Genomic DNA, 25,325 nt, shown 5'->3' with positions numbered 1-25,325 from the left:
CAGGTGCCTATAACAGATTTCTGTTACAGAGATACAGCACGGATATTCGTTAGTTCTGTTCGTATGATTGGTCGCCCCACCAGCCCACCCGAGCTGCCGATGTAGAGGGCGTATCGTAGCCACCCGGAGCAATCGCGGTCGCTTCGCATTCACCGTGTTTCGGTGTGAGTGGGGCGACTCGAAACCGTGAATGAGCGTGTCAATAATCCTTGCGAAGACCTCTCCGGAGAGCCCACTGACGGCCAGTAGGTATGATCAACGCTGTTCGAATGGTCCACCGCATGCCAGGGTAATTGCGCGGCGCGCAGAGCCCGTGCCGCGCTAGCGAAAAATTTGGCTGGCCGATGTTGGACGTTACAGCGACGCTAAACTACTGATAGAACGTAGTGGGTCCTCGATAACTGTGATTGTCGAATATGCCTACGAGGGTTTATCAATAAAGCCGTGGCCAGACGTGAGCGTCATGCGAAATCCACAAGATGATTTACTGATCGTCCACGCGCTGGCACTGCATATGAGTACAGAGGGATAGAGAGAGAAGACTGGGCCTTGAACCTTGCAGCTGAGATCGCGGACCAGCACGGACTTACAGTGAGTGACGCAATTTGCCAGCTTGAATAGCTGTTGCTGGGCTCACAAACTAACCGCCTAGCCTCCGCAGCGTACCCAAGGGACAGCGCAATAATTACACCGCCCCGCTTCTGCAGTGGTTGTTCCACCTAATTCACTCGAAACGGTAGTTATCCAGCCTTCGTCAAAAGTGATTATCGTTACGTCTCAAACCAGACGATCGCTATGGAAAGTAGAAGACCAAAATGGGGCATCCATTTTATAAATAAACGCCATTCTGGCCACAGATCATGTTTAGTTGACAAGACAACCTCTCGAATCCTAAATAAATATATCAAGTTTCTAGTTCCAATAGCGATCAACACAAGTGGAATAGCGATAATAAAATATCCAAATAAGTCTGGAGCAGAAATGAACTCTGAAAGTAGAGTTAGATCGCTAATTATTGGGAGATCCATTCCATATGAGGATAGCTGGCCTAGGAATGAGGGTATTGGCCATTCGAAATATCTGATATATCCGCGACGGAAAGGTGTGAAACCAAAGATAAGAGGTAGGCAATACGCAAATACAACTCCGGCTATGAGAAACCAAAAACAATTCCGTTCTGCTTCTTTGATCTTTTCCTCGCTCGCATCTTGATTACTTAATTCAATCTCCTTCGCAAATGGTGGAGTAAAACGGTTCCAAGTATATGGTATGATTTTGCGTAGTAAATTCAGAGAAAGGATAAAATATGCGGAGAGGAACCCGAGAAGCAAAATATTATAGCCCGTTTGAATTGAGAAAAGCAATTGGACTGGTATCTTTCCTATCAAGACAGAAAAGATTACCCTTGTAAGTCCTTTTTCTATCAAATAAGCGGTGGCGATTATAGATACAGGTCCAAATACTACAAAATAGATTCTGAACACCGAAGGACTCACCCTGGTTTTCAATTTCAGAAGTAGGGCGGAAAATATCAGTCTCATCTACTGTCTACCGAGATAGATATATTATTAATTCCTTGTGTTTGTCCACCACATACTCATAAACACGAGAGTTTCCGACTAACCTTCTCATCCCCCCTTGGGGCCACACGCTAACAAAATCCGTTCCGCATATATGCACACGAATGAGGGCAAATCGTGTGCAGAACTGGATTCAACTACACAGATACCTAGATTTTGCACCAGTTTGTACATAGAATGAAGACTATATCATTGTGAGGTAGTGCGGAATATAGAGTCCGTGTTCACCAACAGGTAACTGCGTCCTGACTAGATTGCCGGAGCAAAGATCATCATTCAGAATCACCAACTGGCTCGAGCTCGCTGGCATCGAGTTCCTCATCGAGATATGCGTCCCCTGTGTCAGTGATTCGATAGAGTCCTCGAGATATCTTCGTGACGAGACCATATTTGGCCAACACAGGGAGCCGATCACTTGCGTGCCCAGCGACGGGTCCCCCAAAATCCTCAACAGCCTGTGGCGTGAGATTTCCTTCCGCTCGAAGCAATTCGAGTATTCGATCATCACTGGGGACCATCCAATCCGCAGGCTTTCGCATCTTGTATTCAGTATTCACTGGTAAACTCATAGTATTCCCGGTTAGATGGTGTTGGTCCGATATCCACATTAATCATTCTACTATCCCCAGCATTTACTGCGTAATTCACAGTAAGTATTATGTAACTGGCGTTACCAGATGTGAATAGGAAGCCAAGTCGTTACAGGTACGAAAAGTGCCCGGCGTGCCTCTACACGCCGAACTTGGCTTCCGATCCCTGCACGGGTTTCAGAAGCCATGAAATACGAGCAACCGGAGGGCAATGAATATTGCCCACTAGACGACAGTACAGCCGGCCAGTCGACTGGCCTCGAGAACACCACGCAGAACCCACACCCCTCTACACGAACCAAAGACAGTACATCCCCTCCCAACCCGTCCGAACAGTTCCCCGCAAAGACACCAAAACACCACACCACCGCCCGCTACGACGAGATCATCGTCGCGGACGACGACGCGATTCTTTTCGAACTCGAGTCAGACCCCGCACCAGGTGATCCCGATGCGTAACGCCGACCGAACCGCGATCGGCGTCGACCTCGGTGAATACAACCTCTACACCGCGTCTCCGGTGAAAATGCCGGACTCGAGCGGTGCTTCCACGATCTGCGGCGAGGAGATCTGCGCTCACCTCGACGAGCTTCGCGACCGAGTTACCGCGCTGTTCTACGAGGGAGCGGACCGCGAGACGATCGTCTCGTACGTAACGCGCCGTCGCGACGGCCTCCTCGAGGAAATCGACGCGGCCGCGCGGGAGATCTGCGAGTACGCGAGCGCGTACGACCGGCCCGTGCTGGTCACCGAGGACAGCCACTACCAGCCGGACCTGTGGACGTGGTTGACCGCTCCCAACGCCCACCGAGGAACGGCATGGCTACTCCCGACGGCCCACCTGCACCTTCGCGAAATTGCAGGCGACTGCGGCCTCGAGGTCGCGACGGTGCCCGAAGCGTACTCCTCCCAGGAGTGTCACGCCTGCGGCGTCATCGGCGATCGACCGGACGGTGAGACGTTCTGCTGTACCAACCCGAACTGCCACGTCGGGACGCTCTGTGCGGATTACAACGCCGCGAAGGTCCTCGCACGGCGGTACTACCCCGGCCGGCGATGTGCGTACCGGTCCCCGTCTTCGTTCTCGAGGGGAGCGCCTCCCACGCTCGTCGCTGAGCGGCGGTCCCAACGGCTGCAACGGCCGCCATAGGAGCGGTCGCCCGTCTCCTGTCCCCGACCGTCCGTCTGCCCACCGAGCTCCAGCTGTATCGGCGTGCCTACCACCCCATCCCAACCCCGACGACATGACCACGAATTCCGAGAACTCCGATACCGACGGTTTCGCTTCCAACCACTCCGAATCGAACGCATCGACCACCAACGCGCTGGCTACCGAACTCGAGTCCCTTCGCAAGCGGACCGCCGCGCTCGAATCCGCCCTCGAGCGAAAGGACGAGCGTCTGGACCGCCTCGAAAACGAACTCGAACGCGCCCGGACGGAAACCGATCGTCTCGAGAGCAAATTCGAACGCACCCGCGAAGAAAACGAACGCCTCGAGGCCCGAATCGACGAACTCGAGGACGCACGACCGCCGATCGAGGCGCGACTGGACGCCCACGAAAAGAAACTCGAGGCGAACAAAGGTCGCGTCGGCGAGCTCCAGGCCCGCGAACTCGAGAAGGGCGCGCATCTGCTCGAGGAGAACGTCGACGAAAGCCAAATCGACGTCCCCGATGGCCGCCTCGAGCGGATCAGCAAGGACGACGGCAGGCGGTACTTCCGACTTCCCGAGAGCGACGACCCGCTCGAGCGCGGCGGTGACATCGCGCTGGCACACGCCGATCTGCTCCCGATCCAGCAACTCGCGAAGCTGGACGACGACATGCTTCACGCGACGACGTCATCGCTGCCTTCGCGGCTCGCCGCGAAGCTCTGGAAGGCACGCACCGATCCCGGAATCGGCGACGACCCGTGGAAGAACGGCAGTGCAGACATCCGCGAGTACGTCACGGCGAGCGATATGAAACACTGGATCCGCCGGCAAGAGACGGGCATCAGCGACGACTACGCGAAGAAGCTCGTCTCCAGAACGATCGATGCGATGCCCGATCTCTCGAAGAACCGGCTCGCGATCAAGCGGAAACGACAGCGCAAGAACGGGCTCGAGTACACCGAGCGCCGCGTCCTGCTGCTGGCGGATGCAGAGATTCCCGGTGAAGGAACGGAATCGGGCGGGGATTCCGGGTGAAGGACCGAAAGCGGCTGCGGAGCACGCCCTGGTGACAGGTGGCGTCGACGGGTGATGCTGTCCCCGGTATTCCCACACCTCTCTGAGAAGGGGTTCGCTCTCTACGGCTAACACAAATTCGCACGCTCGCGGTTGATTGCGCGTCCCGGTACTCGCGTGTCCGTCGCTCGATCGGTCGTCGCCGGTCCCGAGCCGAGGACGGGCTGAGAACGGTCACTGAAGACGTCAGGTGTCACCGGAACGATCGTAGCCGCTGTGAGTCATTCCACGCTGGTTCGTATTGCTGCGATGCCACGACGTGCGTAGTTTGAGTCGCTTACGGTGGAGTAACAGTTACCGGGCGGTCGAACTGGGCGGTCGAACGCGGTCAGTCGGCACTCCTCTGTGCGGTTTCCGAGGCGGCGCGCTGGCTGCGCCAGTAGCCCTGGTCGTAGGCTCCAACGAAGAGCATAGCTGGCGAATGCGCCGCCACCTTCCGGGCGGCGGATTCTTCGCTCGCACGATCAGCCCCTACTAGTCGGTGTCATTGCACCAGTCAGCCCCGGCGCTGTTCAGATGAGAGTTCGAAGGTGTAAGGCAGTGGGATTCGTGGCTACCATGCCCGAATGCATCCGCCTCACGTTACCTAGCACCGACATTCAGTTAGAATTTGTAGAGCGAGAAGCGACACCGCGCGAGCTGATGCGGCTCAGTATCCTCCTTCATAGCGCCGATATATCGATTTTGGATACTATTTGTGTTTTAGAGATTTTTGGTGTCGACCGTGCTCGATCTCCCGTTCACAAGTGGGTGCAAAACACGGAGTTACAGTCCGAGAATAACAAGTCACCGAATCACGTTGCGAGTGACGAAACTGTGATCCAACGTAACGACGACGGGACTGGCTGTTTGCGGCGGTTGAACCCGAAACGAACGAATGTCTCCATCTTCGGCTGTCCGACGAGAAATACTGACTTCACCGGAATATTTCTCGACGACCGCAGCGAGAAACGCGACGACGAGGCAGTGGTACCCAGTGACTCCGCCGAGTCGCTGAAATCCGGGCTCCACCGGCGAGGCTACGAGTTTCGGTACGACCGCCGCAGTTGACCCAACAGCGTTGAACGTGTTTTCCAAGAAGCAAAACGTAACGTTCCAGTTCAGTATCTGCTTCAAAAACACCGATCCGAAAAACGGCCGAAACATGGTTTCAGAGCGTCGCATACTGCTGTAACCAGCTAATCTAAACAATTCCACGGAAGATCGTGGCTCACCTGAAAATATATGGCGAAATAGTGAGATATTAAAATACAGATATCGAATTTGTTATTTTCGAAGGAGCGGTCATTTGCTGTCTGCTCTCGAGCGTTCGGCGACGATCCAACGAACATCATACGACATATATACTGCGCGGGAACACGTCTACAGTACGTTACCAATGAGTTTCACGCGCACCTGGACAGTGCGATTCTCGGATACGGATCCGTTCGGGATCGCTCACTATCCTCGCATGATCGACGCAGTTCACGAAACCTCGGATATGCTCATGGAATCTATCGGCTGGCCGTTTTGGGAGTTGTCCCAGGATCACGAGTTCGGCTTACCGCTCGTTTCGTTGGACTTCGATTTCAACCGGCAGATAGAAGCCGGCGATGACGTCGCAATCGAACTGACCCCAACCGTGGGCGAAACGAGCGTGCAGTTCGAATACACCGCTACCCACGACGGCGATGTCGTGTTCGAAGGAATCGAACATCGGGTCTGCGTTCCAGTCGGCGGCGATAGCGGGATCGAGATCCCCGACGGGCTTCGAAATTCGCTGGAAACCGTCGATATTCGTCACGGGGATGACTAAGTAGTTTTGCCGGATAGTTTCGGAGGCATTCCGACAGCCAAGCGTGAATAGACCGATACTAATCAGTGATATCGGAAGCCATTGTCTCCTTCGAGTCGGGTTGTACATTACAAATAACGACAGAAATGCATATAACTCAGTAGAATAAATACATTAGTAGGACAAAACGTGTGGGAAAACGAATTTCGGTCGATCAACCGACCCACCGAAATGACTACCGATAACGAGACCACGGAATTATGAACACGATACTGCTGTGCATCGACACGAGCGTCGAACGAACAAAGACCCAAGTCGCATCCATTACGAGACAATCATTCGACAGGAGTCAAACAACGGTTCACATCTATCACGTCTTTCGCTCCGACGGCGACGACGCAGCTGTCGAGAGTCTGAGTTCGGTAAAGAAGGCAACCGAACTACTCGAGAACGAGGGGTTCACCGTCGAGGTGTCACAATCGAGCGGTGATGCAGCGCGAGATATTATCGAAAAGGGAAAGACCTTAGATGCCGACTCGATTAGCCTCGTCAGCCGAAAGCGAACGCCGACTGGGAAAGCGCTCTTTGGAAGCGTGACACAACAGGTTATCCTCGAATCGGAGAGTCCAGTGTTGGTCTGTACGCCGAAGTGAGCAGGGATCCTGTCACGTAACGTTTGTGACCTCGGAGACGGTTAGACGATTCGTTTAACGGCGTTTCCGGGCAGATTCGACGTCGCTACTGTTCGTCCATGACGGCAACGACGGGTGAGGGCGAACTCAATAATATCGATTGGGTTACGCTTCCAAACAGCGCTTTGCCGACGGGCGAGCGTTTCCGTCCGCCCACCACGAGATATCGGGCGGGCAACCGCTCTGCGACCTCGAGAATTTCTTCGGTCGGATCACCGACTCGGCCGCGAGCGACGACCCGTTCGGTGGTTTCGAGAACGTCGGCCGCGGCTTCGCGAGCGCTCGTTTGAGCTTCTCGAGCGGCATCGTCAACGTAGTACTCGGGTTGGTTCTCGGATCGAGTCTCGAAGCGCTCTTCGGTCATAACGGAAAGGACGACCAGTTCATCGTCGAATGCTCGAGCGAGTTCATCGGCCGTCGTCAGGACGGATTCGTGTGAATTGTCGTCGTCGATCGCACAGAGGATTGCCATGTAGTAGCATTCGAGTGATACCTACTAAACGTTTAGGCGAACGGTCCCGTCAATCGATGTGACACCACACGTACAGAATCGACCGTAGGAGTTACGACGGCGGAACATGAGAGACGCCGCGGGCGTGAATCGGCGCGAATATCGGTTCCGATTGCAAGAATGTGCTACGGGTCACTGTCAGTCAGTGCCGGCGCACCCGCACGCGGGTCGCGAGTGTAGCGGTAAACAGGGACAGCAGACCGCCTGACACTAACTATAACTTCCAGGAGTGAGAGTAGCTCTGTATGGGAAAGGAGAACTCAGACCACGATACAGACCCGCATATCCCGATGCTCGAGCAGGTCCTCGAGCTCGACATCGAAGTCGACGACCCCATCGAGATCGGTGATACTGGCGATGGTCGACGGCGTATCATCCCAATTACCGGGGGAACTGTTTCCGGGCGTTGTGAGGGGACGGTGTTGCAAGCGGGAGCCGACTACCAACTGTACCGAACAGAACGCGCGACCGAACTCGTCGCCAAGTACGCGTTCGAAACGGACGATGGCTCCCGCGTCTACGTCGAAAACGAGGGCATTCGATACGCCCCGCCGGAAACCAGCAAACGCCTCCGGGACGGAAAAAACGTCGATCCCGACGAGGTTTACTTCCAATCGGTACCCTCGTTCGAAACCGCCGATCCCGATCTCGAGTGGTTGACACAGAGCGTGTTCGTCGCGTCTGGAACTCGACAACCGAACGGGGTGAAGTTATTCGTGTACCGGGTCGGCTAACCTCGATCCACGTGTTCGATCGCCGGCTTCAAACGAAGGTGGCAACTGCCGAGTCAGATGTTCAGCGGAATGAGAACGCGTCTAATCACGAGTGGGTGAGCGACAGTTTCGAATCGGTCGAGCCTTCGTGAAGGACAGTTTCGAATCGCTCACCTGCCGCCGTCGACGTACACGATACCGTCTTCGACGATCACGTCGTACGACGGCAGAACGATACTGTCGTCGGCGACGTTTTCACCCGTCTCGAGGTCGAACGACCAGCCGTGCCACGGACAGGAGATGATCTTCTCGTCGCTGAACGACCGTTCGACCCGTTCGCCGGGGCCGACGAACTCGCCGACGAGTTTCTGCGAGACGGACCCCTTACACACCGGACCGCCGTCGTGCGGACAGGTGTTTCGAAACGCGTAGAACTCGTCTTCGTCCCGGATGACACCGACCTCGACGCCGCGAACGTCGACCAGTTCGTGGTCGCCGTCCTCGAACGAGTCGGCCGCCTTGACCTCGATGAGTCCCTCGCCGCTCATAAGTCGAACACCTCCACGGCGTTCCCTGCCAGAATCGCTTTCCGCTCCTCGTCCGAGATGAAGTTCAAATCGGTGATCGTCGACGGACTATCGAAGTCCCAGTGGGGGTAATCCGACGCGTAGAGCAACCGATCGGTCCCCAACATATCGAAACACAACTCGAGGAGGTCGGGGCTGGCCGAGACCTCGAGCGGTTGGGTACCGAAGTAGTAGTCGGTAATGTACTCGCTCGGTCGCTTCTCGAGCAGCGGCGCCTCTTCGGGCCGTTTCAGGTACTCCTCCTCGAGGCGACTGATCAGTCCAGGAACGTACGTGACACCCGATTCCATGAACACGATATCGAGGTCCGGGAACTTTTCGGGGACTCCCTGACACGTCACGCTGACGAGTTGGGACATGTTTGACTCGAGGAATCCCAGCGTGTGCGTCTCGAGCATCTCCTGGTAGCCCGCTCGGACGTAATCGTCCAGGCCTGATCCGCCGGTGTGGAAGACGACGGGGTAACCGATTTCTTCACACCGTTTGTACAACGGGTCGTACTTCCGATTCCCGAGGGGCGGATTCGCACCGGCGGTGATGAAACAGGCTCCCTTTATCGCCGGTTCGTTTTCGACTCGATCGAGGATCTCGAGAGAGGTCTCGATGTCGCTGTAGGGAAGCGGTGCGAGTCCGTAGACGCCGTCGTCCGCATCGAGTACCTCCTCGATCATGTACTCGATGTGGGCCTTCGCGAACGCTTGCGTGCGTTCATCGTCCGTCTGGACGCCGCCCATCGCGAGTGCGAGATGGGAGATCTGGATGCTCTGGTCGACGTCTAGAAACTCCATTCCTTCCCGAACTCTCTCCGGTGTTTCGGCTTCCTCCGGGTAGTTCGAGTGTTCGCGTTCGATTTTTCCGTACGCCTGTCGGTCGCCGGTCGACGTCGGGAAAAACGAACTTAAATTTTGCTTGACACCCGCCGCGTCCCAGTTGCTTTTCTCGTATTTCGTCTTCCATGGCTCTTCCATGTACTCGACGATATCCGTAAACGAGTCCTGATAGTGCCAATCGCAGTCGACGACGCGGTGCTCCGCGGCATCAATCATCCTAGTTCACCCATGGTTGGTAGTACCACACATATAACGAGTCTCCATTTGACTATAAAGATTGTGCAGGTCCAAAGCGAACCCCGTGTCCGCCGACACCTGCCGGATCGCTCACTCTACGCAGCGATCGGCTGGGACTGGTTTCGTTCTCGGCAGGACGGTTCAGAACGTCTCGAGATCCGCGCGAACCGACTCGAACGCGTTGGCGAGTTGGGCGTGTTCCGAGTCGGCGAGTTCCCACTCGTGGATCGCCGTGACGCCGCCGGAGTCGAGGGTAACCGGAACGCTGAGACAGCCGTCGTCGAAACCGTATTCACCCGCCAGCGGTGTCGAGAGACATCCCGGCGAAGTTGTCTCCCCGGATAGCATAGAACGGACCACTCTCGTCACACCGGCGCTCGTGACCCATCTCGACGTCTCGGACGCACCTCGGCGCGACGCGATTTCGAACGGAATCGATCGAACGTACTCGAGGATATCGGACCGCTGTTCGTCGGTCAACGAAACCGGATCGTCGCCGATTCGAGCTCTCGAGAAGACGGGAACGATTCCTTCGCCGTGTTCGCCCATCACCGGACAGGAAACGCGGCTCGGATGAACGTTTTTGAGATCCGCTATCGCGTACGCAACGCGGGCCGTCTCCGAAAGCGAGTAGCCGATGAATTTCTCGCGGGGCCAGCCCGTTTGCCTCCAGAGCCTGTAGGTGATCCGATCGATCGGGTTCGTCAACACCATCACCGGAACCGGATCGATCGATTGCAACTGCGAGGCGACATCGTCGGCGATGGACAGATTGGCCTCGAGTTCCGCCTCGCGGGCCCCCCGATCTGCGGCGTCGTCCGGTCGGGGTGCTGCTGCGGTCAGGACGACGATATCCGGATCGAGGGAGTCCAGTTCGTCGGTTCCGATGCCCCGAATCGTTCCGTACGATTCGGCCGCAGCTTCGTCGACCGGGGCGTTCGTCACGTGATACAGCGAGTGCGTGATATCCATCGCGTGGGCCCACGCCGGTTCCGGTGCTTTGTCGACGAGCGAAATATCCAGCGTCGGGTCCATCGACGCTAACGTATACGCAACCGTCGAGCCGATCGTACTCGCGCCACCGATTATTGCAACGTGCATTGTTCTCAATACTCATTCAAAACAGCGGGCGCAGGCTACTTATAGGGTTTCATCCGACGAACCGGATCACCGCGAAAACCCGGCTCGATCGACGGATTCGACACTGGTTCACGTCCACGAGAGGATTCGCAACCGAACCAATCGGAGTGCTCGATCGAGAACGAACCCGAGGATCATGATCGCGATCAGCGTCGCGTACACCTGCACCGAATCGAACGATCGAACGCCCTGGATTTCGATGTGACCCAGCCCACCACCGCCTGCGACCATTTCGAAGACGAACGTGATGATGAGCGAAATCGGTAACGCGATCTGAATGCCGGAGATGATACCGGGAGCCGATGCGGGTACGATTACTTTCCTGAGGAGTTGCCGATCCGACGTCCCCATCATTCGGGCCGACCAGATGAGGTTCTCGTCGACGTCTCGAGTCGCATTACGGACGTTGATCGCGACGGGCCAGAAACAGCCGATAGCGACGAGGATAATCTTCGCGAGGTCACCCGTTCCAAACCAGAAGAGAAAGACCGGAACGAGTGCGATGACCGGGACCGGGTAGCCGACTTCAATAATTGGATCCCAGAACCAGCTCGCGAGACGGTTCCGTGCACTCAATACCCCGACGAGAATTCCAAACACGCAGGCGATGACGAGCCCGACGAGCGCCCGTCTAACGGTCAGATAGCCGTGATAGACGAGCGTTCCGTCCAGCGTCATCTCGTAGAACCGAACGATGATATCCGAAAGCGGCGGCAGGAAGTAATAGTGAACCATCCCGAGTTGGGTCACGACTTCCCAGAGCACGAGCACGATGACGAGCGAGTAGATCGACTTTCCGACGTTTATGGCATCGCTGCGATCGACTGCGAGTTTGTTACTTACGTCCATCGAACCACCTTCCGTTCTAACCACTCGTAGCCACGGACGGCGAAGAACGCGGCCGCCGAAATGATCACGAGGACGGCGAACATTTGCGTGTACGCACCGACTTCACTGTACCGAAGGATTTCGAATCCGACACCCTCGTTCGAGGCGATCAGCTCAGCACTCACAAGCGCGATGAACGCGATCGGAATGGCCTGGCGGATCCCGGTGAGGATGCTCGGAATCGTCGCCGGAATAACGACCTTCAGCGGGATCTTCCACGAGGGCATGCCCATCATCTGAGCCGACCAGATGAGGTTCTGGTCGACGTTCTGGGCCGCGTTGTAACTATTCAAAACGATCGGAAGCAAGCAGGCGAGGAAGACGATCAGGATCGCCGTTTCCGTCCCGACGCCCAGCCAAAGGATGGCCAGCGGGACGAGCGCCGCTTTCGGAATGGGGTAGATGAGTGCCAGAAAGACCTCGAAGAAGTCCTCGACTGGGTCCGACCTCGCCATCCCAACACCCAGTAACACACCGATCGAGATACTCAGTGCGAGTCCAACGCCAACGCGGTACAGCGAGATCTGTAAGTGGGGAATAACGTCACCGGCCGCGAGCAACTCCCAAGTGACGTACGCAACCTCAGACGGCGGCGGGAGGATCGCGCTGGGGACGAACGTTCCGCTGGCGAACTCCCAAAACCCTGCTGCGATCAAAAGCGGGATCCACTCGAAGACGAACCAGACGAACCGCTGGAACGGGGCGGGCAGCGTTTCCTCGAGGTCCGTCAATCGAAAGTCGGCGTAAGACATGGTCTAGAGCTGTGCCTCCGGTTGTGTCTCTTCCCGTAGCGATTGCCAGACCTTATTTTTTGTCTCGGTATACGCGTCCGACAGAATGATATCTTCTCTGTCCTGCGTTCGGTCGACGTCGATCTCGACGGACGTCTTTTTCGTCCCTGGATGGCGCGTCATTATCATGACCCGTTCCGAGAGATACACCGCCTCCTCGACGTCGTGGGTAATGAATATCACCGTCTTCTCGAGGTCGCGCCAGATCTCGAGGAGGTGATCCTGAAGCAGTTCGCGGAGCGGTTGGTCGAGGGCACCGAACGGTTCGTCCATCAGGAGGATCTTCGGATCGTACGCGAGCGTTCGCGCGAGTGCGACGCGCTGTTTCATCCCGCCAGACAGCTCCTTCGGATACTTGTCCTCGAAGCCGTCGAGATCCATCATGTCGATAAATTCTTGGGCCGTCGCCCGTCGTTCTTCCTTCGGAACGCCGTCCTGTTCGAGCCCGTACGTGACGTTCCCCATGACCGTTCGCCACGGAAACAGGGCGTAATCCTGAAAGACGACACCGCGATCGGTTCCGGGCCCGTCGATCGGTTGTTCGTCGACGGCAATCGTGCCTGTCGACTCCTCGAGGAACCCGGCGATAAGATAGAGAAGAGTGCTTTTTCCGCACCCGCTCGGACCGACGACGCTGAGAAACTCGCCACTTGGCACTTCCAGCGAGAGATCGTCGATCGCCTTCGTTCGTTCGTCCCCCGACTCGTACACTTTTTCCAGATTCGAGATTGTTACGTGTCCTTCGACCATTTTGCGTGATAGTAGTATAACATCCTATTTGAATATTGTGCGACTCGGTAACAGAGACCTAGTACCTACGTGATATACTCGTTAGTGATGTGATCATCAACGTCGAACTGCTCGTCGAGGATGTCGAGGTCGGCCAACTCATCCATGATACCCTGCAGGGCCTCGTCGTCGATTTCGATCTGCTCTCTGTAGTAATCGTTCTCCGTCATGAAGAACTCGTCTAGCTGCCCCTCGTCGATTTCGAAGTGGTCCGACGCGAGCGAAATTACCTCGTCTCGGTTCGCTTCGATGTAGTCGACGATGTCGAGGTAATCGTTGGCCCACGCCTGAATCTGATCTTCCTTTTCGTCGAGTGCATCGCCGGTCGCGACCGTGTACGCGAACGGGTAGCCGTTCTCGAAGTCGTCGCCGAAAGCGTCCTGACTGTCGAACACGAGGTTGAATCCTTCGTTTCGCGGTGCGACCGCGTACAGCCCCGGGAAGATTGCAGCGTCGAAAATGCCGTCTTGCAGCCCTTCGACGAACGTCGCGAATCCCTGCTCGTTGTACTCGACGTCCTGATCCGAATCCAGCCCGAGGTTATCCAGCTGTTTTTCGAACACCGCGTGGATCCCCGTTCCGGTCGCGTTCACACCGAGGGTCGCCCCCTCGAGGTCCTCCGGTTCGGTTACATCCGAATCTGGCAACGAGTAGATTTCGAAACCGAAGTGATCCGGATGAGCGTCCCAGAAGTCGGTCGCGATCGCGGTCAGGCCACTCGGAACGGCGTCCCCGACGACAGCACCCCCGAAACTTTCGGTCGTCACCAGGGACATGTCCGCTTCACCCGCCGCAAGTGCGTTGATCGAGTCCGGCGTGCTCGAGTCCTGTGAAACCTCGAGTTCGTACTCTTCGCCGAGTCCGTCGAGTTCGTCCTGGATTTCCGGAATGTCGAGTAACGATCCCAGGTTCTCGACCGGCACGACGAAGTTAAACCGAAGCGTGTCCTCGTCGTCTCCCCCGAGACAACCCGCTAATCCCGTCAACCCAACGGTTGTGACTGCTGCACCAGTCTTGAGGATAGTCCTCCTGCTATGTGGTGGCATATCGAGGGTATTACCCCCAGTACGATAAAAAGATTGTGGTGAATTACCATGTCAGATGGTGATGAACACCATACCCTTGTCACATTGATTTGCTTCGAACTGGTCGAAAACCAGCGATACCGCGCCTCGAGGCGTGAAAGCTCATCTCCTCGTGATAGACGCGCATTCGAAGCCGGCTCGTCCCAAATCTCCGCCAGCAACGTCGTCCAGAGAATCCGGAAAAAATAGCCACTATAGACAGGCATATTAAACTGATTAGGCCAAGTTCAGGCATACCATGGACAACAGTCCGCGATCAGTTCCACCTGTGTCGGAAGACGTTGGTGTCGATCCACTCTCTCAGGGAGACCTCGAGGTCGAGACGTACCAGGTGATACGTCCAGACGGGACGTTCAATTCCGACCGGGTACCGGATCTAGACGACGAGACACTCCGTGATCTGTACCGCTGGATGCTACTTCAACGCGTGTACGACAACCGAGCGACGAAACTCCAACGGCGGGGCAAACTCGGGACGGTCGCCTCGGGACGGGGACAGGAAGCCGCAATCATCGGCAGCGGGTTTGCCCTCTCGGACGACGACTGGATCTTCCCATACGGGCGCGAAGCCGGAGCGATGTTGATGCACGGGCTCTCGATGCGGGACCTGCTCCTGTACTGGCGTGGCATCGAAGACGCATCCAAAATGGAGGGAGCCAACGTGTTCGGACTGGCAATCTCGATCGGCTCGCACATTCCGCTCGCGACGGGCAAAGCCTGGGGAATGCAACTCGGGGGCGAAGACAACATTGCGTTCGCAAACCTCGGGGACGGCGCAACGTCGACCGGTGCGTTTCACGAAGGGATCAACTTCGCCGGCGTGCTCGGGGTACCCGCCGTCTTCTTCTGTCAGAACAACCAGTACGCGATCTCGCTTCCGTTCGACGGACAGACGAACTCCGAAACGGTCGCCCAGAAGGCGCTGGCCTACGGAATGGACGGCATTCGCGTCGACGGAAACGACGTCCTCGCCGTCTACAACGCTGTCTCGAAAGCACGAGAGCGAGCACTCGAGGGGAATCCGGTACTGGTCGAAGCCGTTACGTACCGGCGCGGTGCCCACACGACGAGCGACGATCCAACTCGGTACCGAAGCGACGACGAAGTTGCGGAGTGGAAAGATCGAGATCCGCTCGAGCGCTATCAGTCGTTCCTCGAGGAAACCGGCCGCTGGGATGCGATCGACGAAGAGGCAATCGAACAGGAGGTCGAAGCCGAGTTCGCCGAGGCGGTCGAGGCTGCGGACGCCTTCGAAGAGCGCGGCATCGAGGAGATCTTCGACTACCTTTACGAAGAGAAACCTCCCGAACTCGAACGCCAACTCGATGAGCTCCGAGAGCTCCTCGAGGAACGACCGGACATGTACGAGTACATCGAACACCGACCGAAGGGATAAGAGAGGGGACACTATGAACGCGACAATTATCGAAGCCGTCAACGACGCATTGCACGAAGAGATGACCACCGACGACAAAACGGTCGTCTTCGGACAGGACGTCGCCGAATCCGGCGGCGTCTTCCGAGCCACCGAGGGCCTGCTCGAGGAATTCGGCGAAGAGCGCGTCCTCGACACGCCGCTCTCGGAGATCGCCATCGCCGGCGCGGCCGTCGGACTCGCAACACACGGCTACAAACCGATCGCCGAGATCCAGTTCTCGGGCTTTCTCCCGCCGGCGTTCGACCAGCTCGTCACCAACGCCAGCCGCATCCGCTGGCGGACGCGCGGCGAACTCACCGCACCGATGGTCATTCGAACGCCCTACGGTGCCGGCGTCCGGGCGCTCGAGCACCACGGTGAGAGCCTCGAGGGAGCCTACGGGCACATTCCAGGCCTGAAGTTAGCGATTCCCTCGACGCCACACGACGCGAAGGGGATGCTCATCAGCGCCATCCGCGATCCCGATCCGGTGTTGTTCATGGAGCCCAAACACGTCTATCGCTCCATCCGCGACGAGGTTCCTGAAGGCTCCTACACCGAACCGCTCGGCGAGGCGGCCGTCCGCGAAGAAGGCGAGGACGTTACCGTCATCTCCTGGGGCGCGATGATGCACAACACCCTCGAGGCCGTCGACAACCTCGAGGGAGTCGACGCCGAAGTGATCGACCTACGGACCATCTCGCCGTTCGACAAGGAGACCGTCATCGAGTCGGTCGAAAAGACGGGCCGTTGTGTCGTCGTCCACGAGGCGGCCAAAACCGGCGGCTTCGGCGGCGAAGTCATCGCCACGATCAACGACGAAGCGCTCATCTACCTCGAGGCCCCCGTCGAGCGAGTCACCGGCTTCGACGTTCCCGTTCCGCTCCTCTCGATGGAAGACTATTACATCCCGCATCCGCCGAAAATCGAAGAAGCGATCAAAGAAACGCTCAGCCACTGATTTTTCCTCCCGATTCAGCGTGTGATGTCGGTTCGGCCAACCGATATCGAATCAACGGATTCCTATCGATTCAGCGTGTGAATCGCCTTCCCCTGTGCGTGTTCGGCCGCCTCCATCACCGCCTCTGAAAGCGTCGGATGGGAGTGAACCGTTCCGGCGATATCCTCGAGTTTCGCGCCCATCTCGATCGCGAGGCCGAGTTCGGCGACGAGTTCGGAGGCTTCCGGCGCGACGATCTGGCTCCCGAGCACGAACTCGGTTTCCTCGTCGGCGACGATCCGGACGAAGCCGTCGGATTCGTCCATCGAAAGCGCCCGCCCGCTCGCACGGAGCGGCATCGTTCCGACGACAGGGTCGAACCCTGCGTCGTCGGCCTCGGCTTCGGTCATCCCGACCGTCCCGATTTCGGGATCCGTGAACACGGCAGCCGGGATCGCCTGGTGGTCGAGCGCCGACGGTTCGCCCGCCGCAACCGCGGCCGCCACCAATCCTTCGGCGCTGGCTTTGTGCGCCAACATCGGTTCCCCCGCCACGTCACCCACCGCGAGGACGTGCTCGAGGTCCGTTCGAGTAAACTCGTCCGTTTCAAGGAAACCGCGATCGTCGGTCTCGAGGCCGAGTTCGTCCACCTCGAGTGCTTCGGTCACGGGTTCGCGACCCACCGCGACGAGCACGCGGTCGGCGTCGAACACCGACTCTTCGCCGTCTTCGTCCTCGGCGACAACTTCGATTCCCTCGTCGGTCTCGCGCCACTCGCTCGCGCCGAGGCCGAACTCGAAGTCGATGCCGAGAGCTTCGGCTCGATCCTTGACGACTCGTGCGATATCGTCCTCGTACGTTGGGAGCGCGTCGTCTAACATTTCGACGACCGTTACGTCAGCGCCGGCTTTCGCGAAGACCGTCGAGAGCTCCATCCCGATGTAGCCAGCGCCCACGACGACCAATTTGTCGGGTATCTCCTCGGCCTCGAGCGCCTCGCGCGAGGACCAGACCGGTTCATCCGCAAAGTCGAAGCCGGGAATCGACATTGCCCGGCTCCCCGTGGCGATGATGGCGTGTTCGAACTCGATCGATTCGCTGCCCTGGCCCTCGCCGCCGTGGGCGACCCGAACGGCGTCCTCGTCGATGAACGTCGCGGTTCCCTCGATCAGCGAGACGCCGTTTGCCTTACAGAGCTTTTCGACGCCGCCGGTGAGTTGGTCGACCACGCCATCCTTCCACCCGACGAGCGCTCGCATGTCGATCGACGGGTCGGCGTGGACGCCCATCTCCTCGGCGGTAGCCGCGTCGTGTGCGATATCGGTCGCGGTGATCATCGCTTTCGAGGGGATACAGCCGTAGTTCAGACAGGTTCCGCCGTAGGCGTCTCGCTCGACGAGCGTCGCGTCGAGGCCGTGTTGGGCGGCCCGAATCGCGGCCACGTAGCCGCCGGGACCGCCGCCGATTACCAGTACATCCGTCGCCGTCCGCACATCTCCCATCACCATTATTCGAGTAGTAGCAGTTCAGGATTGTTCAGGTATCGCTTGACCTCGTTCGTAAACTGTGCCGCCTCCGCGCCGTCGACGATCCGGTGGTCGACCGACATCGAAATCGGCATCGTCTCGCGAACCACCAGCTCGCCGTCCTCGGCCCACGGCCGCTCTTTCATCGCCCCGAGCGCGAGAATCCCCGCCTCGGGATGGTTGATGATCGGCGACGCGTACTCGCCGCCGATCGCACCCACGTTCGTGATCGTAAACGTCCCACCCTGCATCTCCTCGAGTCCGATCGACCGATCTCGAGCCCGTTCGGCCTTATCGTTGATCTCTCTGGCGAGCTCGAGCAGGCTTTTCTGATCCGCATCGTCGATCACCGGCACCATGAGCCCGGCATCGCTCGCCACCGCGATGCCGATGTTGTACTCGTCGTGGAGGATGATCTCTTCGTTCTCCTCGTCGAGTTCGGCGTTGATCGCCGGAACCTCTTTCAGCGCTGCAACGACGGCTTTGACCGCGAACGGCATGTACGTGAGTTTCGTCTCACGCGCTTTGGCCTCCGACTTGAGACGGCTCCGCGCGGCGACGAGTTCCGAGACGTCGACTTCGTCGTGGTGGCTCACGTGTGGCGCGGTGTACTTCGAGGTCGCCATCTGCTCGCCGATGGTTTTTCTCACCCCGCTGTAGGGGATCCGGTCGCCGGGTCGATCTCGGTCGGATTCGCTGGAACTCGGCTCGGTCCGGGCCGCCTCGGTCGATGCCGACGTATCGCGCTGTACGTATTGCTGTACATCGTCGGGAGTAACGAACGGTTCGCCGTCCCGTCGTTCGCTCGCCGGGACGTCGTCCAGGGAAACGTCTTCTTCACGGGCGAGCTGACGAGTCGCCGGCATCGCCAGCGTTCGCTCTCGACCGGCGGCCTCGACTCGCTCGGTTGGTATCGAAGCGGATTCACCGGGGACGCGGTCGGGTGTAGACGACTCCGCTTCCTGCTCGGCTGGGTCAGTTCCCGCTGGATCCGTCCCAGATTGAGAACCAGACGGTTCCATCTCCGTTCGTCCGTCCGCGACGGCGTATACGTCGGATTCGGAAAGGCGTCTGTCCGTGGCACCCACCTGCCGTTGGGCCGTGGACAGTTCGACCCCTAGTTCTCGAGCGAGCGCACGAACGCTCGGCGGGGCGAACACGCGTCCGTCGGGAACCGCTGAATCGGGACCGCTACCGGTTCCGGCGTCGGTGACCGCGGCCGCTTCGGTTTCATCGGCTAGTTCGGCCGACCGCTCGCTTCCCGCGGCCGAGGCCGCCTCTGCCGACCCTTCTGCGTCGTCGGCAGAACCGCCGCTCGAGGACGAGTCGTCGGCGAGATTCGAATCGTCGACGTCGAACACGACGAAAACTTCGTCGACCTCGATTATCTCGCCTTCCTCCGCCCGTTGCTCCGCGATAACACCGTCGTACGAGGAGGGAATTTCTACCAGCGCCTTGTCCGTCTCCACCTCGGCGATGGGTTGGTCCTCTTGGACCTGATCGCCGGGTTCGACGAGCCACGTCACGAGTTCGCCCTCGGCGACACCTTCGCCGACGTCAGGGAGTTCAAACTCCTTTCTAACCATGCGTGATATCATCTCTCGTGTAGAGGACTATACGCTCTTCGGTGAAACGCGCGTGCGTCGATTAGACAACGTCCGCCGAACGATCGGAGTAATATCGGAGCAGTCGAACGAACCACGGACGAATCACTACACGATCCGTTCGAACAGCGGCCGTATGCTCGTTCGCAGCTGTAGCCGAAAGGAAAGATATCACGTCCCGATCACCGAATGTTCGACAGAGGAGGACAATATATCGAGAATGGTAAACAGGAACGGATGAGCAAAACTACCGGATACGCAGCGGAGCGGAGATCAGACGGAAAGAGTGGCCCGTACAAAGGGGGTCACGCCCATTCTACCCATTACAGTTGTAGCGTTGTGAGTCGAAAACAAATCGATTGCCGTTGGTGAGGAAGTATGGCACATTCAGTTAAATGTGGAAAATCCGATCATATAGTCGAATCGTTCGACTCTGGAAAACAAAGTGCTCGAGGAGAGCGAACAATTTGTCAGGAAAAGACGAACTGCAGTTCGATGACGTTCGCGATTTCTTCGACCGCTTCACACAATTCACCTTTTCGAGGATCGGTTGTAAAGCGGCTAACAGGCCCCGAAACGCTAATCGAACCGATAGCCCGTTCGTCGACGACGATCGGGGCTGCAATACAGAAGAGTCCGTTGATCGTCTCCTGACGATCGAACGAGAGGCCGCGTTCGCGAATCGTCTCGAGTTCCGAAAAAAGCTCCTCCCGCGACGTTATCGTGTGTTGGGTTAGCTTCGGAAGTCCGTGCCGATCGATGATCGCTTCGACGTCCGATTTCGGCCTGTGGGCGAGAATTGCCTTCCCGGTCGCGGTCGCGTGAATGTAGTTTTTCTCCCCAGCGGACATGTAGACATCGGGCGAATCCTTGGGGTTCGTCGCGTACAGACATGTTCCCATGCCGCCCTCCTCAATAACGAGATTCGACGATTCGCCCGTCTCGTGGGCCATTTCGTCGACGTGCTGTTTGGCCAGACGATAGAGCCGAAAACGGTCCTGAATGGACGAGCCGATGCTCAAAAACTTACAGCTCAGCCGATACTCGTCCCCGTCTCGAATGAGGTAGCCCTCGTCGGCGAGCGTCACCAGATGCGTGTGAACCGTGCTCTTCGAAACAGAGACGTTTCGGGCGATTTCCGACACACCCGCCGGCTCGAGTTCGCTAATCGTCTCGATAATCTCGAGGGTTCGCTGAACTGCGTGTATTTTCTTCGTGTCTTTAGCCATTGTCGGACAAACGTTCTCCGCTGTATAACATCTTTCCCTCTAATTCGAATGAGATGGCGTCCTATCAGGGCTGGTCGACGCGTCGAAACCGAAAATAGTGATTAGTTACGACTCGATCTTCAGAGCATTCCGAGCGCGGCCGCGCCGTGAGTCAACACAGCGGCGACGGGGATGAGGACGATCGTTCGCTGGACGAACAGGACGAACAGATCGCGGAACCGAATCGGAATGTCGTCGAACATATCGACCATCATCGGCGCCGACGCGGCGAAGAAAATCGCCTGTGAGCTGACGACGATCACGATGAAGACTTGCGTAATTGTTTCAGCACCGACGACGAGCGTCGCCGCGATGAACATCTCCGCGCCACCGATAATGATCGCTGAAGCGGCTAGCTGCGGGTCGGGAATACCAAACGCAGTCATCACTGGGACCAGCGGGATCGCGATAAGTTCGAAGAAAGCCGTGTACTCGTTGAGTAGAACGACACCCATCCCGATGGAGAGAATCGTTCCGAGCATCATCGCAGTGAGCTTCATTCCGTCGATGAGCCCGACGACGGCCGCCCGCGTGATCGACGAACCTTGTTCGGCCGTTTTGACCGCTTCGTTGAACGCGAAGCGGAAGTAATCGGAAACGCTACCGGTGAACACCGGTTCCGGATCCGGTTCGGCGATGAACTCGTTCGGAATCGTCGACAGGGGCGGAACGCGAACGAGAATCGCTGCCGTGATCAGCACGCTGAGTAAGTACAGCAAGACGACGACGGGGAATATGTGGAGAATACCCAATACGGCGGCGATGGCACCGACGGTTCCGAGGTTCCCGGTCGCGAAACAGGTGCAGATAACGAATACTTCCCGTTTGTTGTATCCTCCGCGGTCGAAGACGTTTCGGGTCAGGTAGTAGCCGATACTGAACGAGCCGAGCCACGATGCGGAGCCGTCGAGGGCCGCTCGTCCGGGAAGATTGAACAGCGGTTTCATGATCGGCTGTGCGAGCGTGCCGACGAACTGGAGCCCGCCGAGTTCGGCGAGCAGATTGACGAAAATCGCACCGATCGGAATGACAAGCGCGATCGTTAGCAACAACGCCCCCCAGACGACACCCGAGGTAGCATCGCTGAGAAGCCACTCCGGGCCGAACCGAAAGAGAATTGGAATCGCGACGATAATACCGAATACTCGAAGCGCCCAGAAGAGATTAGACGTCTTCCAGTAGTCTAACTCGAGGCGATCAACGGTAGCTTGGTCCAGTGAGAGTATGCCCTGATAGTGAACCATCGACAACGTCGTAAAGAGACCACCTGCCGCGATCAACAGGAACGTAAACACTTCGACGGGGTACAGCGCCGCGTCCTGAATAATGGTGACGACGACATCGAGTGGAATCGTCGTCTGGCCGTCCCATTCCATCGGAAAGAGGAAAAAGAACGCCCCGATGGTAAACGCGGCGATGAACTTTGCCGTCGGTCTAACCCGCTTTTTGATAATATCGACATCATTGATAGTCTTCTTCTCAGGGTTGACAGACTCCTCTGAGATGTGATCGTCATCTTCCCAATCGCTTCTACCGAACATAGAACGAGAATAACACACACATATAATAAAATTATCGATCATAGACGAAATAGTGCACCGGGCGTCTCGAGGGCTAAGCGGCAGTTTTGTCATTTTGTCCGTACACACCTATGAGCGTATCGGCCGTCGCGATGCCAGTTGGAGAGAGGTTTGGTCGAAGATAGCATGCTCCGTGTACAGGTTGGCATGACACAGAGAGTCATTAAAATACTAAGATATTACATAGAACGATACACAGGGCTAAATAAATTAGTTCAGTCTCTTTTACTACAATAGACAATGAATGTGGATTTGTCCCAAGAAGTGTGCTGATATTGTCCACCTTTTGTTGGCAATAGAACCCAATGAGTCGAATTTTACGGACCTTCATTTAGGAGCATGAAATGTGACCATCGAAGTTACTACTTGCCACTGCGAGATACCCATTACAGGAGTAGGTTCGTAATCTTATTGCTGTTTCTCCACGAGACAGGGTTCGTTTGAATGATAAATGCCCGTTCAATCTGACGGAGTCGGCGGCAAACAACAAACCAACTTCGATTGCGTTCAAAACAGCACGTAGTTTTCCGTGGAGTTTCTCGAACTCCCACTCAGTCTCAAGACGGTGTTCGGGACCGGTGATGGTAACGGAGCCAGGAACGGTCCCTCGGTCCACGTTATCGTCGATTCGGTAAAGCGAAGAGCCTCACTCGTCGGTTACCCAGTCGACCTTCGGTTGGGAAAAGTGGGCCAACATCGCTTTCCCACCGACCGAATAATGGAGGGACGCATGCGTGCCAACGTCGATTCCGGTCGATACGGATCCGCACCACCGGCAGCACGAACGACGGATTCGAAGCCGTTCTGTTCGGTGACACAGGGAACTCGTTCACCGGTTCGGGCGGCGCGACTGGTAATCGATGACGCCGCGGAAGAATAGAGCGGTTGTTCGTGTTTGACGTGCGCTGAATCCTCACCACGGTCGTAGTTCAACTCAGTCGTTCTGGGCGCTCAATTCCCGTAATTGCACGTGGGTCGTCGTCTTGTCGTGATATTCGATTGCGATCAAACGCCGTGATGGCGAGCCGTCTCGTCGTGGAGCCGCGCAACGTTCCCCTCGCTGGCGTCCACAGACACGGCTAACATATTCATGTTCACAAACAGCACGGTATAGTACTAAAGCGTATCCCTCGGAGAAATAGTGGTGAGAATCACCACATTCCCGAGAATTTGGACAGAGAGTACCTCAGAAAGTGATTGATCGGGTTTACGACAGCTACAGCAACACACACCATTCTAACACTGGTTAATTTCTGAAGGGTATAGATTTACAATGGCCGGGGAGAATGTCAATGCATGGAATACCACGATTCCGACACGGCGAAAGCGGTCGCGGGCCGGGTAGAGTCGTTCATGGAAGAAATAGTCCTTCCGCGCGAACGAGAGGCGCTCGCGACCGGCGAGACGATTACGACGGACGAACTCGAGGGGCTCTGGGAGGAGGCAAAGGATCGAGACCTGTTCGCGCCGCAAGTGCCTGAAGAGTACGGCGGACAAGGCCTCGACTTCCAGGATATGCTCCCGTCGTTCGAACAGGTAGGTCGTTCGATCATTGGCGCACACGCGATCAGAGCGAACGCGCCCCAAGAGGGGAACATGCACACGCTCGAGATGGTCGGCACGGAAGAACAGAAAGAGGAGTGGCTCCGACCGCTCGTTCAGGGCGAAATCTCCTCGGCGTTCTCGATGACCGAGCCGATGCAGGGCGGCGGTTCGGATCCGAAGATGCTCCAGACGACCGCGATTCGAGACGGAGACGAGTGGGTCGTCAACGGCCACAAGTGGTGGACCTCCGACGGCCTCGACGCCGACTTTTATCTAGTGATGGCCCGAACCGACCTGGACGCTCATCCGTACGAAGGGACCTCCATCATCCTCGTTCCGGCGGATGCAGACGGTGTCAACGTCGTCCGGAACGTGCCACACCTCGGCGGACACGGCATCACCGAACGAGAAGGCGGCCACGCGGAGATCAAGTACGAGAACGTCCGCGTCCCCGTCGAAAATACGGTCGGCGAGGAAAACAACGGGTTCCACGTCGCACAGAAGCGACTGGGCGGGGGACGGCTCACGCACTGCATGCGCTACTCCGGAATGGCACAACGATCCCTCGAGATCGCGAAAGCCTACCTCAGCGAGCGCGAAGCGTTCGGAACAGCTCTCGAGGACAAACAGGCACTCCGACATCGAATCGCCGACGCGGAAACGCGACTACACGCCGCGCGGACGATGGTTCGACACGCCGCGCGGGAACTCGATCGGAGCGACGCGCGCATCGAAGTTGCGATGGCGAAGATGTTCACGGCGAACGTCACGAACGACACCATCGACCTCGCGCTCCAGTGTTGCGGCGGGAACGGTATCGGCAAGGACCTGCCGCTAGCGTACTTCTACGAACACGTCCGGGCGTTCCGGATCGTCGACGGTGCCGACGAAGTTCACCGGCGGTCGATCGCCCGTCACGCGTTCGAAGACATCGACGAGAACGAAGTCGAGAACGTCCTGCGCTTCGACGAAGATCGCCGTATCGACGCGTTAGACGACTGAGCTACGAG

At 57.4% G+C, this 25,325-nt stretch carries 24 protein-coding genes and 1 pseudogene; 11 read left to right on the top strand and 14 right to left on the bottom strand.

Features of this window, described 5'->3' with window-relative positions; translation table 11 throughout:
• Nucleotides 1-770: 770 nt before the first annotated feature.
• Nucleotides 771-1,541, bottom strand: a complete 771-nt coding sequence (locus ACZ5C7_RS23130; RefSeq protein ID WP_464378525.1) for a hypothetical protein — start codon at nt 1,539-1,541, stop codon at nt 771-773.
• Nucleotides 1,542-1,852: 311 nt separating this feature from the next.
• Nucleotides 1,853-2,149: a PhiH1 repressor gene (locus ACZ5C7_RS23125; protein ID WP_464378839.1), complete on the bottom strand. Its 297-nt coding sequence runs from the start codon at nt 2,147-2,149 to the stop codon at nt 1,853-1,855.
• Nucleotides 2,150-2,356: 207 nt separating this feature from the next.
• Between ACZ5C7_RS23125 and ACZ5C7_RS23120 the strand changes: the two genes are divergently transcribed.
• The 6 genes and pseudogenes from ACZ5C7_RS23120 (at nt 2,357) to ACZ5C7_RS23095 (ending at nt 6,825) form a co-directional block, all read left to right on the top strand.
• On the top strand, nt 2,357-2,629 hold the full coding sequence (locus ACZ5C7_RS23120) for a hypothetical protein (RefSeq protein ID WP_464378524.1): 273 nt from the start codon (nt 2,357-2,359) through the stop codon (nt 2,627-2,629).
• Nucleotides 2,622-3,320 carry a zinc ribbon domain-containing protein gene (locus ACZ5C7_RS23115; RefSeq protein ID WP_464378523.1) on the top strand — a complete coding sequence of 233 codons (699 nt, stop codon included), beginning with the start codon at nt 2,622-2,624 and terminating at the stop codon, nt 3,318-3,320. The genes ACZ5C7_RS23120 and ACZ5C7_RS23115 overlap by 8 nt, the downstream gene beginning before the upstream one ends.
• Nucleotides 3,321-3,414: 94 nt before the next feature.
• A complete protein-coding gene (locus tag ACZ5C7_RS23110) occupies nt 3,415-4,359 on the top strand; it encodes a DUF8008 family protein (RefSeq protein WP_464378522.1) in 945 nt (314 codons plus the stop codon).
• Between the two features lie 597 nt (nt 4,360-4,956).
• Nucleotides 4,957-5,585 (top strand): annotated as a pseudogene (locus ACZ5C7_RS23105) (IS6 family transposase).
• Nucleotides 5,586-5,776: 191 nt separating this feature from the next.
• Entirely contained in the window at nt 5,777-6,193 is a 417-nt protein-coding gene (locus ACZ5C7_RS23100) for an acyl-CoA thioesterase (RefSeq protein WP_464378521.1), read from the top strand.
• Between the two features lie 239 nt (nt 6,194-6,432).
• Complete coding sequence (locus ACZ5C7_RS23095; RefSeq protein WP_464378520.1) at nt 6,433-6,825, top strand: universal stress protein; 393 nt, start codon at nt 6,433-6,435, stop codon at nt 6,823-6,825.
• Nucleotides 6,826-6,910: 85 nt separating this feature from the next.
• Here ACZ5C7_RS23095 and ACZ5C7_RS23090 read toward each other — a convergent pair whose 3' ends face one another.
• Nucleotides 6,911-7,336: a universal stress protein gene (locus tag ACZ5C7_RS23090; RefSeq protein WP_464378519.1), complete on the bottom strand. Its 426-nt coding sequence runs from the start codon at nt 7,334-7,336 to the stop codon at nt 6,911-6,913.
• A gap of 284 nt (nt 7,337-7,620) precedes the next feature.
• Between ACZ5C7_RS23090 and ACZ5C7_RS23085 the strand changes: the two genes are divergently transcribed.
• Nucleotides 7,621-8,109 (top strand): DUF3237 domain-containing protein, encoded by a 489-nt coding sequence (locus tag ACZ5C7_RS23085; protein WP_464378518.1) that lies wholly within the window; start codon nt 7,621-7,623, stop codon nt 8,107-8,109.
• A gap of 149 nt (nt 8,110-8,258) precedes the next feature.
• On the opposite strand, the gene ACZ5C7_RS23080 is transcribed toward ACZ5C7_RS23085, so the two are convergent.
• From ACZ5C7_RS23080 to ACZ5C7_RS23050, 7 genes are all read right to left on the bottom strand, one after another.
• Nucleotides 8,259-8,636, bottom strand: coding sequence for a Rieske (2Fe-2S) protein (locus tag ACZ5C7_RS23080; protein ID WP_464378517.1), 378 nt, complete (start codon nt 8,634-8,636; stop codon nt 8,259-8,261).
• On the bottom strand, nt 8,633-9,721 hold the full coding sequence (locus ACZ5C7_RS23075) for an amidohydrolase family protein (protein WP_464378516.1): 1,089 nt from the start codon (nt 9,719-9,721) through the stop codon (nt 8,633-8,635). The genes ACZ5C7_RS23080 and ACZ5C7_RS23075 overlap by 4 nt, the downstream gene beginning before the upstream one ends.
• Nucleotides 9,722-9,883: 162 nt before the next feature.
• A complete protein-coding gene (locus ACZ5C7_RS23070) occupies nt 9,884-10,843 on the bottom strand; it encodes a malate dehydrogenase (protein WP_464378515.1) in 960 nt (319 codons plus the stop codon).
• A gap of 108 nt (nt 10,844-10,951) precedes the next feature.
• A complete protein-coding gene (locus ACZ5C7_RS23065) occupies nt 10,952-11,731 on the bottom strand; it encodes an ABC transporter permease (protein ID WP_464378514.1) in 780 nt (259 codons plus the stop codon).
• Complete coding sequence (locus tag ACZ5C7_RS23060) at nt 11,722-12,522, bottom strand: ABC transporter permease (RefSeq protein WP_464378513.1); 801 nt, start codon at nt 12,520-12,522, stop codon at nt 11,722-11,724. Before ACZ5C7_RS23060 ends, ACZ5C7_RS23065 begins: the two co-directional genes overlap by 10 nt.
• Before the next feature lie 3 nt (nt 12,523-12,525).
• Nucleotides 12,526-13,311, bottom strand: coding sequence for an ABC transporter ATP-binding protein (locus ACZ5C7_RS23055; protein ID WP_464378512.1), 786 nt, complete (start codon nt 13,309-13,311; stop codon nt 12,526-12,528).
• A 65-nt stretch (nt 13,312-13,376) separates the two neighbouring features.
• Nucleotides 13,377-14,396, bottom strand: coding sequence for an ABC transporter substrate-binding protein (locus ACZ5C7_RS23050; protein ID WP_464378511.1), 1,020 nt, complete (start codon nt 14,394-14,396; stop codon nt 13,377-13,379).
• A gap of 277 nt (nt 14,397-14,673) precedes the next feature.
• Between ACZ5C7_RS23050 and pdhA the strand changes: the two genes are divergently transcribed.
• Complete coding sequence (gene pdhA, locus ACZ5C7_RS23045; RefSeq protein WP_464378510.1) at nt 14,674-15,831, top strand: pyruvate dehydrogenase (acetyl-transferring) E1 component subunit alpha; 1,158 nt, start codon at nt 14,674-14,676, stop codon at nt 15,829-15,831.
• A gap of 13 nt (nt 15,832-15,844) precedes the next feature.
• Nucleotides 15,845-16,813, top strand: coding sequence for an alpha-ketoacid dehydrogenase subunit beta (locus tag ACZ5C7_RS23040; protein WP_464378509.1), 969 nt, complete (start codon nt 15,845-15,847; stop codon nt 16,811-16,813).
• 62 nt (nt 16,814-16,875) lie between these two features.
• Here the strand turns inward: ACZ5C7_RS23040 and lpdA are convergent, their stop codons facing one another.
• From lpdA to ACZ5C7_RS23020, 4 genes are all read right to left on the bottom strand, one after another.
• Entirely contained in the window at nt 16,876-18,300 is a 1,425-nt protein-coding gene (gene lpdA, locus ACZ5C7_RS23035) for a dihydrolipoyl dehydrogenase (protein WP_464378508.1), read from the bottom strand.
• Nucleotides 18,300-19,904: a dihydrolipoamide acetyltransferase family protein gene (locus ACZ5C7_RS23030; protein ID WP_464378507.1), complete on the bottom strand. Its 1,605-nt coding sequence runs from the start codon at nt 19,902-19,904 to the stop codon at nt 18,300-18,302. Before ACZ5C7_RS23030 ends, lpdA begins: the two co-directional genes overlap by 1 nt.
• Nucleotides 19,905-20,392: 488 nt before the next feature.
• Nucleotides 20,393-21,151, bottom strand: coding sequence for an IclR family transcriptional regulator (locus tag ACZ5C7_RS23025; RefSeq protein WP_464378506.1), 759 nt, complete (start codon nt 21,149-21,151; stop codon nt 20,393-20,395).
• A gap of 119 nt (nt 21,152-21,270) precedes the next feature.
• The gene (locus ACZ5C7_RS23020; RefSeq protein ID WP_464378505.1) at nt 21,271-22,731 is read right to left on the bottom strand and encodes a YjiH family protein; all 1,461 of its coding nucleotides are present in this window, start codon (nt 22,729-22,731) and stop codon (nt 21,271-21,273) included.
• 769 nt (nt 22,732-23,500) lie between these two features.
• Between ACZ5C7_RS23020 and ACZ5C7_RS23015 the strand changes: the two genes are divergently transcribed.
• The gene (locus ACZ5C7_RS23015) at nt 23,501-23,650 is read left to right on the top strand and encodes a hypothetical protein (RefSeq protein ID WP_464378504.1); all 150 of its coding nucleotides are present in this window, start codon (nt 23,501-23,503) and stop codon (nt 23,648-23,650) included.
• A 416-nt stretch (nt 23,651-24,066) separates the two neighbouring features.
• Nucleotides 24,067-25,317: an acyl-CoA dehydrogenase family protein gene (locus ACZ5C7_RS23010; protein ID WP_464378503.1), complete on the top strand. Its 1,251-nt coding sequence runs from the start codon at nt 24,067-24,069 to the stop codon at nt 25,315-25,317.
• Nucleotides 25,318-25,325: the final 8 nt, after the last annotated feature.

Source organism: Halostagnicola alkaliphila (assembly GCF_055379965.1).
The sequence above is the reverse complement of the archived record's forward strand: the minus strand, read 5'-3'. Positions and strand labels throughout refer to the sequence as shown.

What these genes read in the sequence shown, in the direction of transcription:
- ACZ5C7_RS23065 (WP_464378514.1), bottom strand. Translation starts at nt 11,731, where the DNA reads ATGGACGTAAGTAACAAACTCGCAGTCGATCGCAGCGATGCCATAAAC.
- ACZ5C7_RS23015 (WP_464378504.1), top strand. Translation starts at nt 23,501, where the DNA reads ATGCGTGCCAACGTCGATTCCGGTCGATACGGATCCGCACCACCGGCA.
- ACZ5C7_RS23125 (WP_464378839.1), bottom strand. Translation starts at nt 2,149, where the DNA reads ATGAGTTTACCAGTGAATACTGAATACAAGATGCGAAAGCCTGCGGAT.
- ACZ5C7_RS23085 (WP_464378518.1), top strand. Translation starts at nt 7,621, where the DNA reads ATGGGAAAGGAGAACTCAGACCACGATACAGACCCGCATATCCCGATG.
- ACZ5C7_RS23110 (WP_464378522.1), top strand. Translation starts at nt 3,415, where the DNA reads ATGACCACGAATTCCGAGAACTCCGATACCGACGGTTTCGCTTCCAAC.
- ACZ5C7_RS23120 (WP_464378524.1), top strand. Translation starts at nt 2,357, where the DNA reads ATGAAATACGAGCAACCGGAGGGCAATGAATATTGCCCACTAGACGAC.
- ACZ5C7_RS23115 (WP_464378523.1), top strand. Translation starts at nt 2,622, where the DNA reads ATGCGTAACGCCGACCGAACCGCGATCGGCGTCGACCTCGGTGAATAC.
- ACZ5C7_RS23095 (WP_464378520.1), top strand. Translation starts at nt 6,433, where the DNA reads ATGAACACGATACTGCTGTGCATCGACACGAGCGTCGAACGAACAAAG.
- ACZ5C7_RS23020 (WP_464378505.1), bottom strand. Translation starts at nt 22,731, where the DNA reads ATGTTCGGTAGAAGCGATTGGGAAGATGACGATCACATCTCAGAGGAG.
- ACZ5C7_RS23100 (WP_464378521.1), top strand. Translation starts at nt 5,777, where the DNA reads ATGAGTTTCACGCGCACCTGGACAGTGCGATTCTCGGATACGGATCCG.
- pdhA (WP_464378510.1), top strand. Translation starts at nt 14,674, where the DNA reads ATGGACAACAGTCCGCGATCAGTTCCACCTGTGTCGGAAGACGTTGGT.
- ACZ5C7_RS23130 (WP_464378525.1), bottom strand. Translation starts at nt 1,541, where the DNA reads ATGAGACTGATATTTTCCGCCCTACTTCTGAAATTGAAAACCAGGGTG.
- lpdA (WP_464378508.1), bottom strand. Translation starts at nt 18,300, where the DNA reads ATGGTGATGGGAGATGTGCGGACGGCGACGGATGTACTGGTAATCGGC.
- ACZ5C7_RS23075 (WP_464378516.1), bottom strand. Translation starts at nt 9,721, where the DNA reads ATGATTGATGCCGCGGAGCACCGCGTCGTCGACTGCGATTGGCACTAT.
- ACZ5C7_RS23050 (WP_464378511.1), bottom strand. Translation starts at nt 14,396, where the DNA reads ATGCCACCACATAGCAGGAGGACTATCCTCAAGACTGGTGCAGCAGTC.
- ACZ5C7_RS23090 (WP_464378519.1), bottom strand. Translation starts at nt 7,336, where the DNA reads ATGGCAATCCTCTGTGCGATCGACGACGACAATTCACACGAATCCGTC.
- ACZ5C7_RS23080 (WP_464378517.1), bottom strand. Translation starts at nt 8,636, where the DNA reads ATGAGCGGCGAGGGACTCATCGAGGTCAAGGCGGCCGACTCGTTCGAG.
- ACZ5C7_RS23055 (WP_464378512.1), bottom strand. Translation starts at nt 13,311, where the DNA reads ATGGTCGAAGGACACGTAACAATCTCGAATCTGGAAAAAGTGTACGAG.
- ACZ5C7_RS23030 (WP_464378507.1), bottom strand. Translation starts at nt 19,904, where the DNA reads ATGGTTAGAAAGGAGTTTGAACTCCCTGACGTCGGCGAAGGTGTCGCC.
- ACZ5C7_RS23070 (WP_464378515.1), bottom strand. Translation starts at nt 10,843, where the DNA reads ATGCACGTTGCAATAATCGGTGGCGCGAGTACGATCGGCTCGACGGTT.
- ACZ5C7_RS23025 (WP_464378506.1), bottom strand. Translation starts at nt 21,151, where the DNA reads ATGGCTAAAGACACGAAGAAAATACACGCAGTTCAGCGAACCCTCGAG.
- ACZ5C7_RS23040 (WP_464378509.1), top strand. Translation starts at nt 15,845, where the DNA reads ATGAACGCGACAATTATCGAAGCCGTCAACGACGCATTGCACGAAGAG.
- ACZ5C7_RS23060 (WP_464378513.1), bottom strand. Translation starts at nt 12,522, where the DNA reads ATGTCTTACGCCGACTTTCGATTGACGGACCTCGAGGAAACGCTGCCC.
- ACZ5C7_RS23010 (WP_464378503.1), top strand. Translation starts at nt 24,067, where the DNA reads ATGGAATACCACGATTCCGACACGGCGAAAGCGGTCGCGGGCCGGGTA.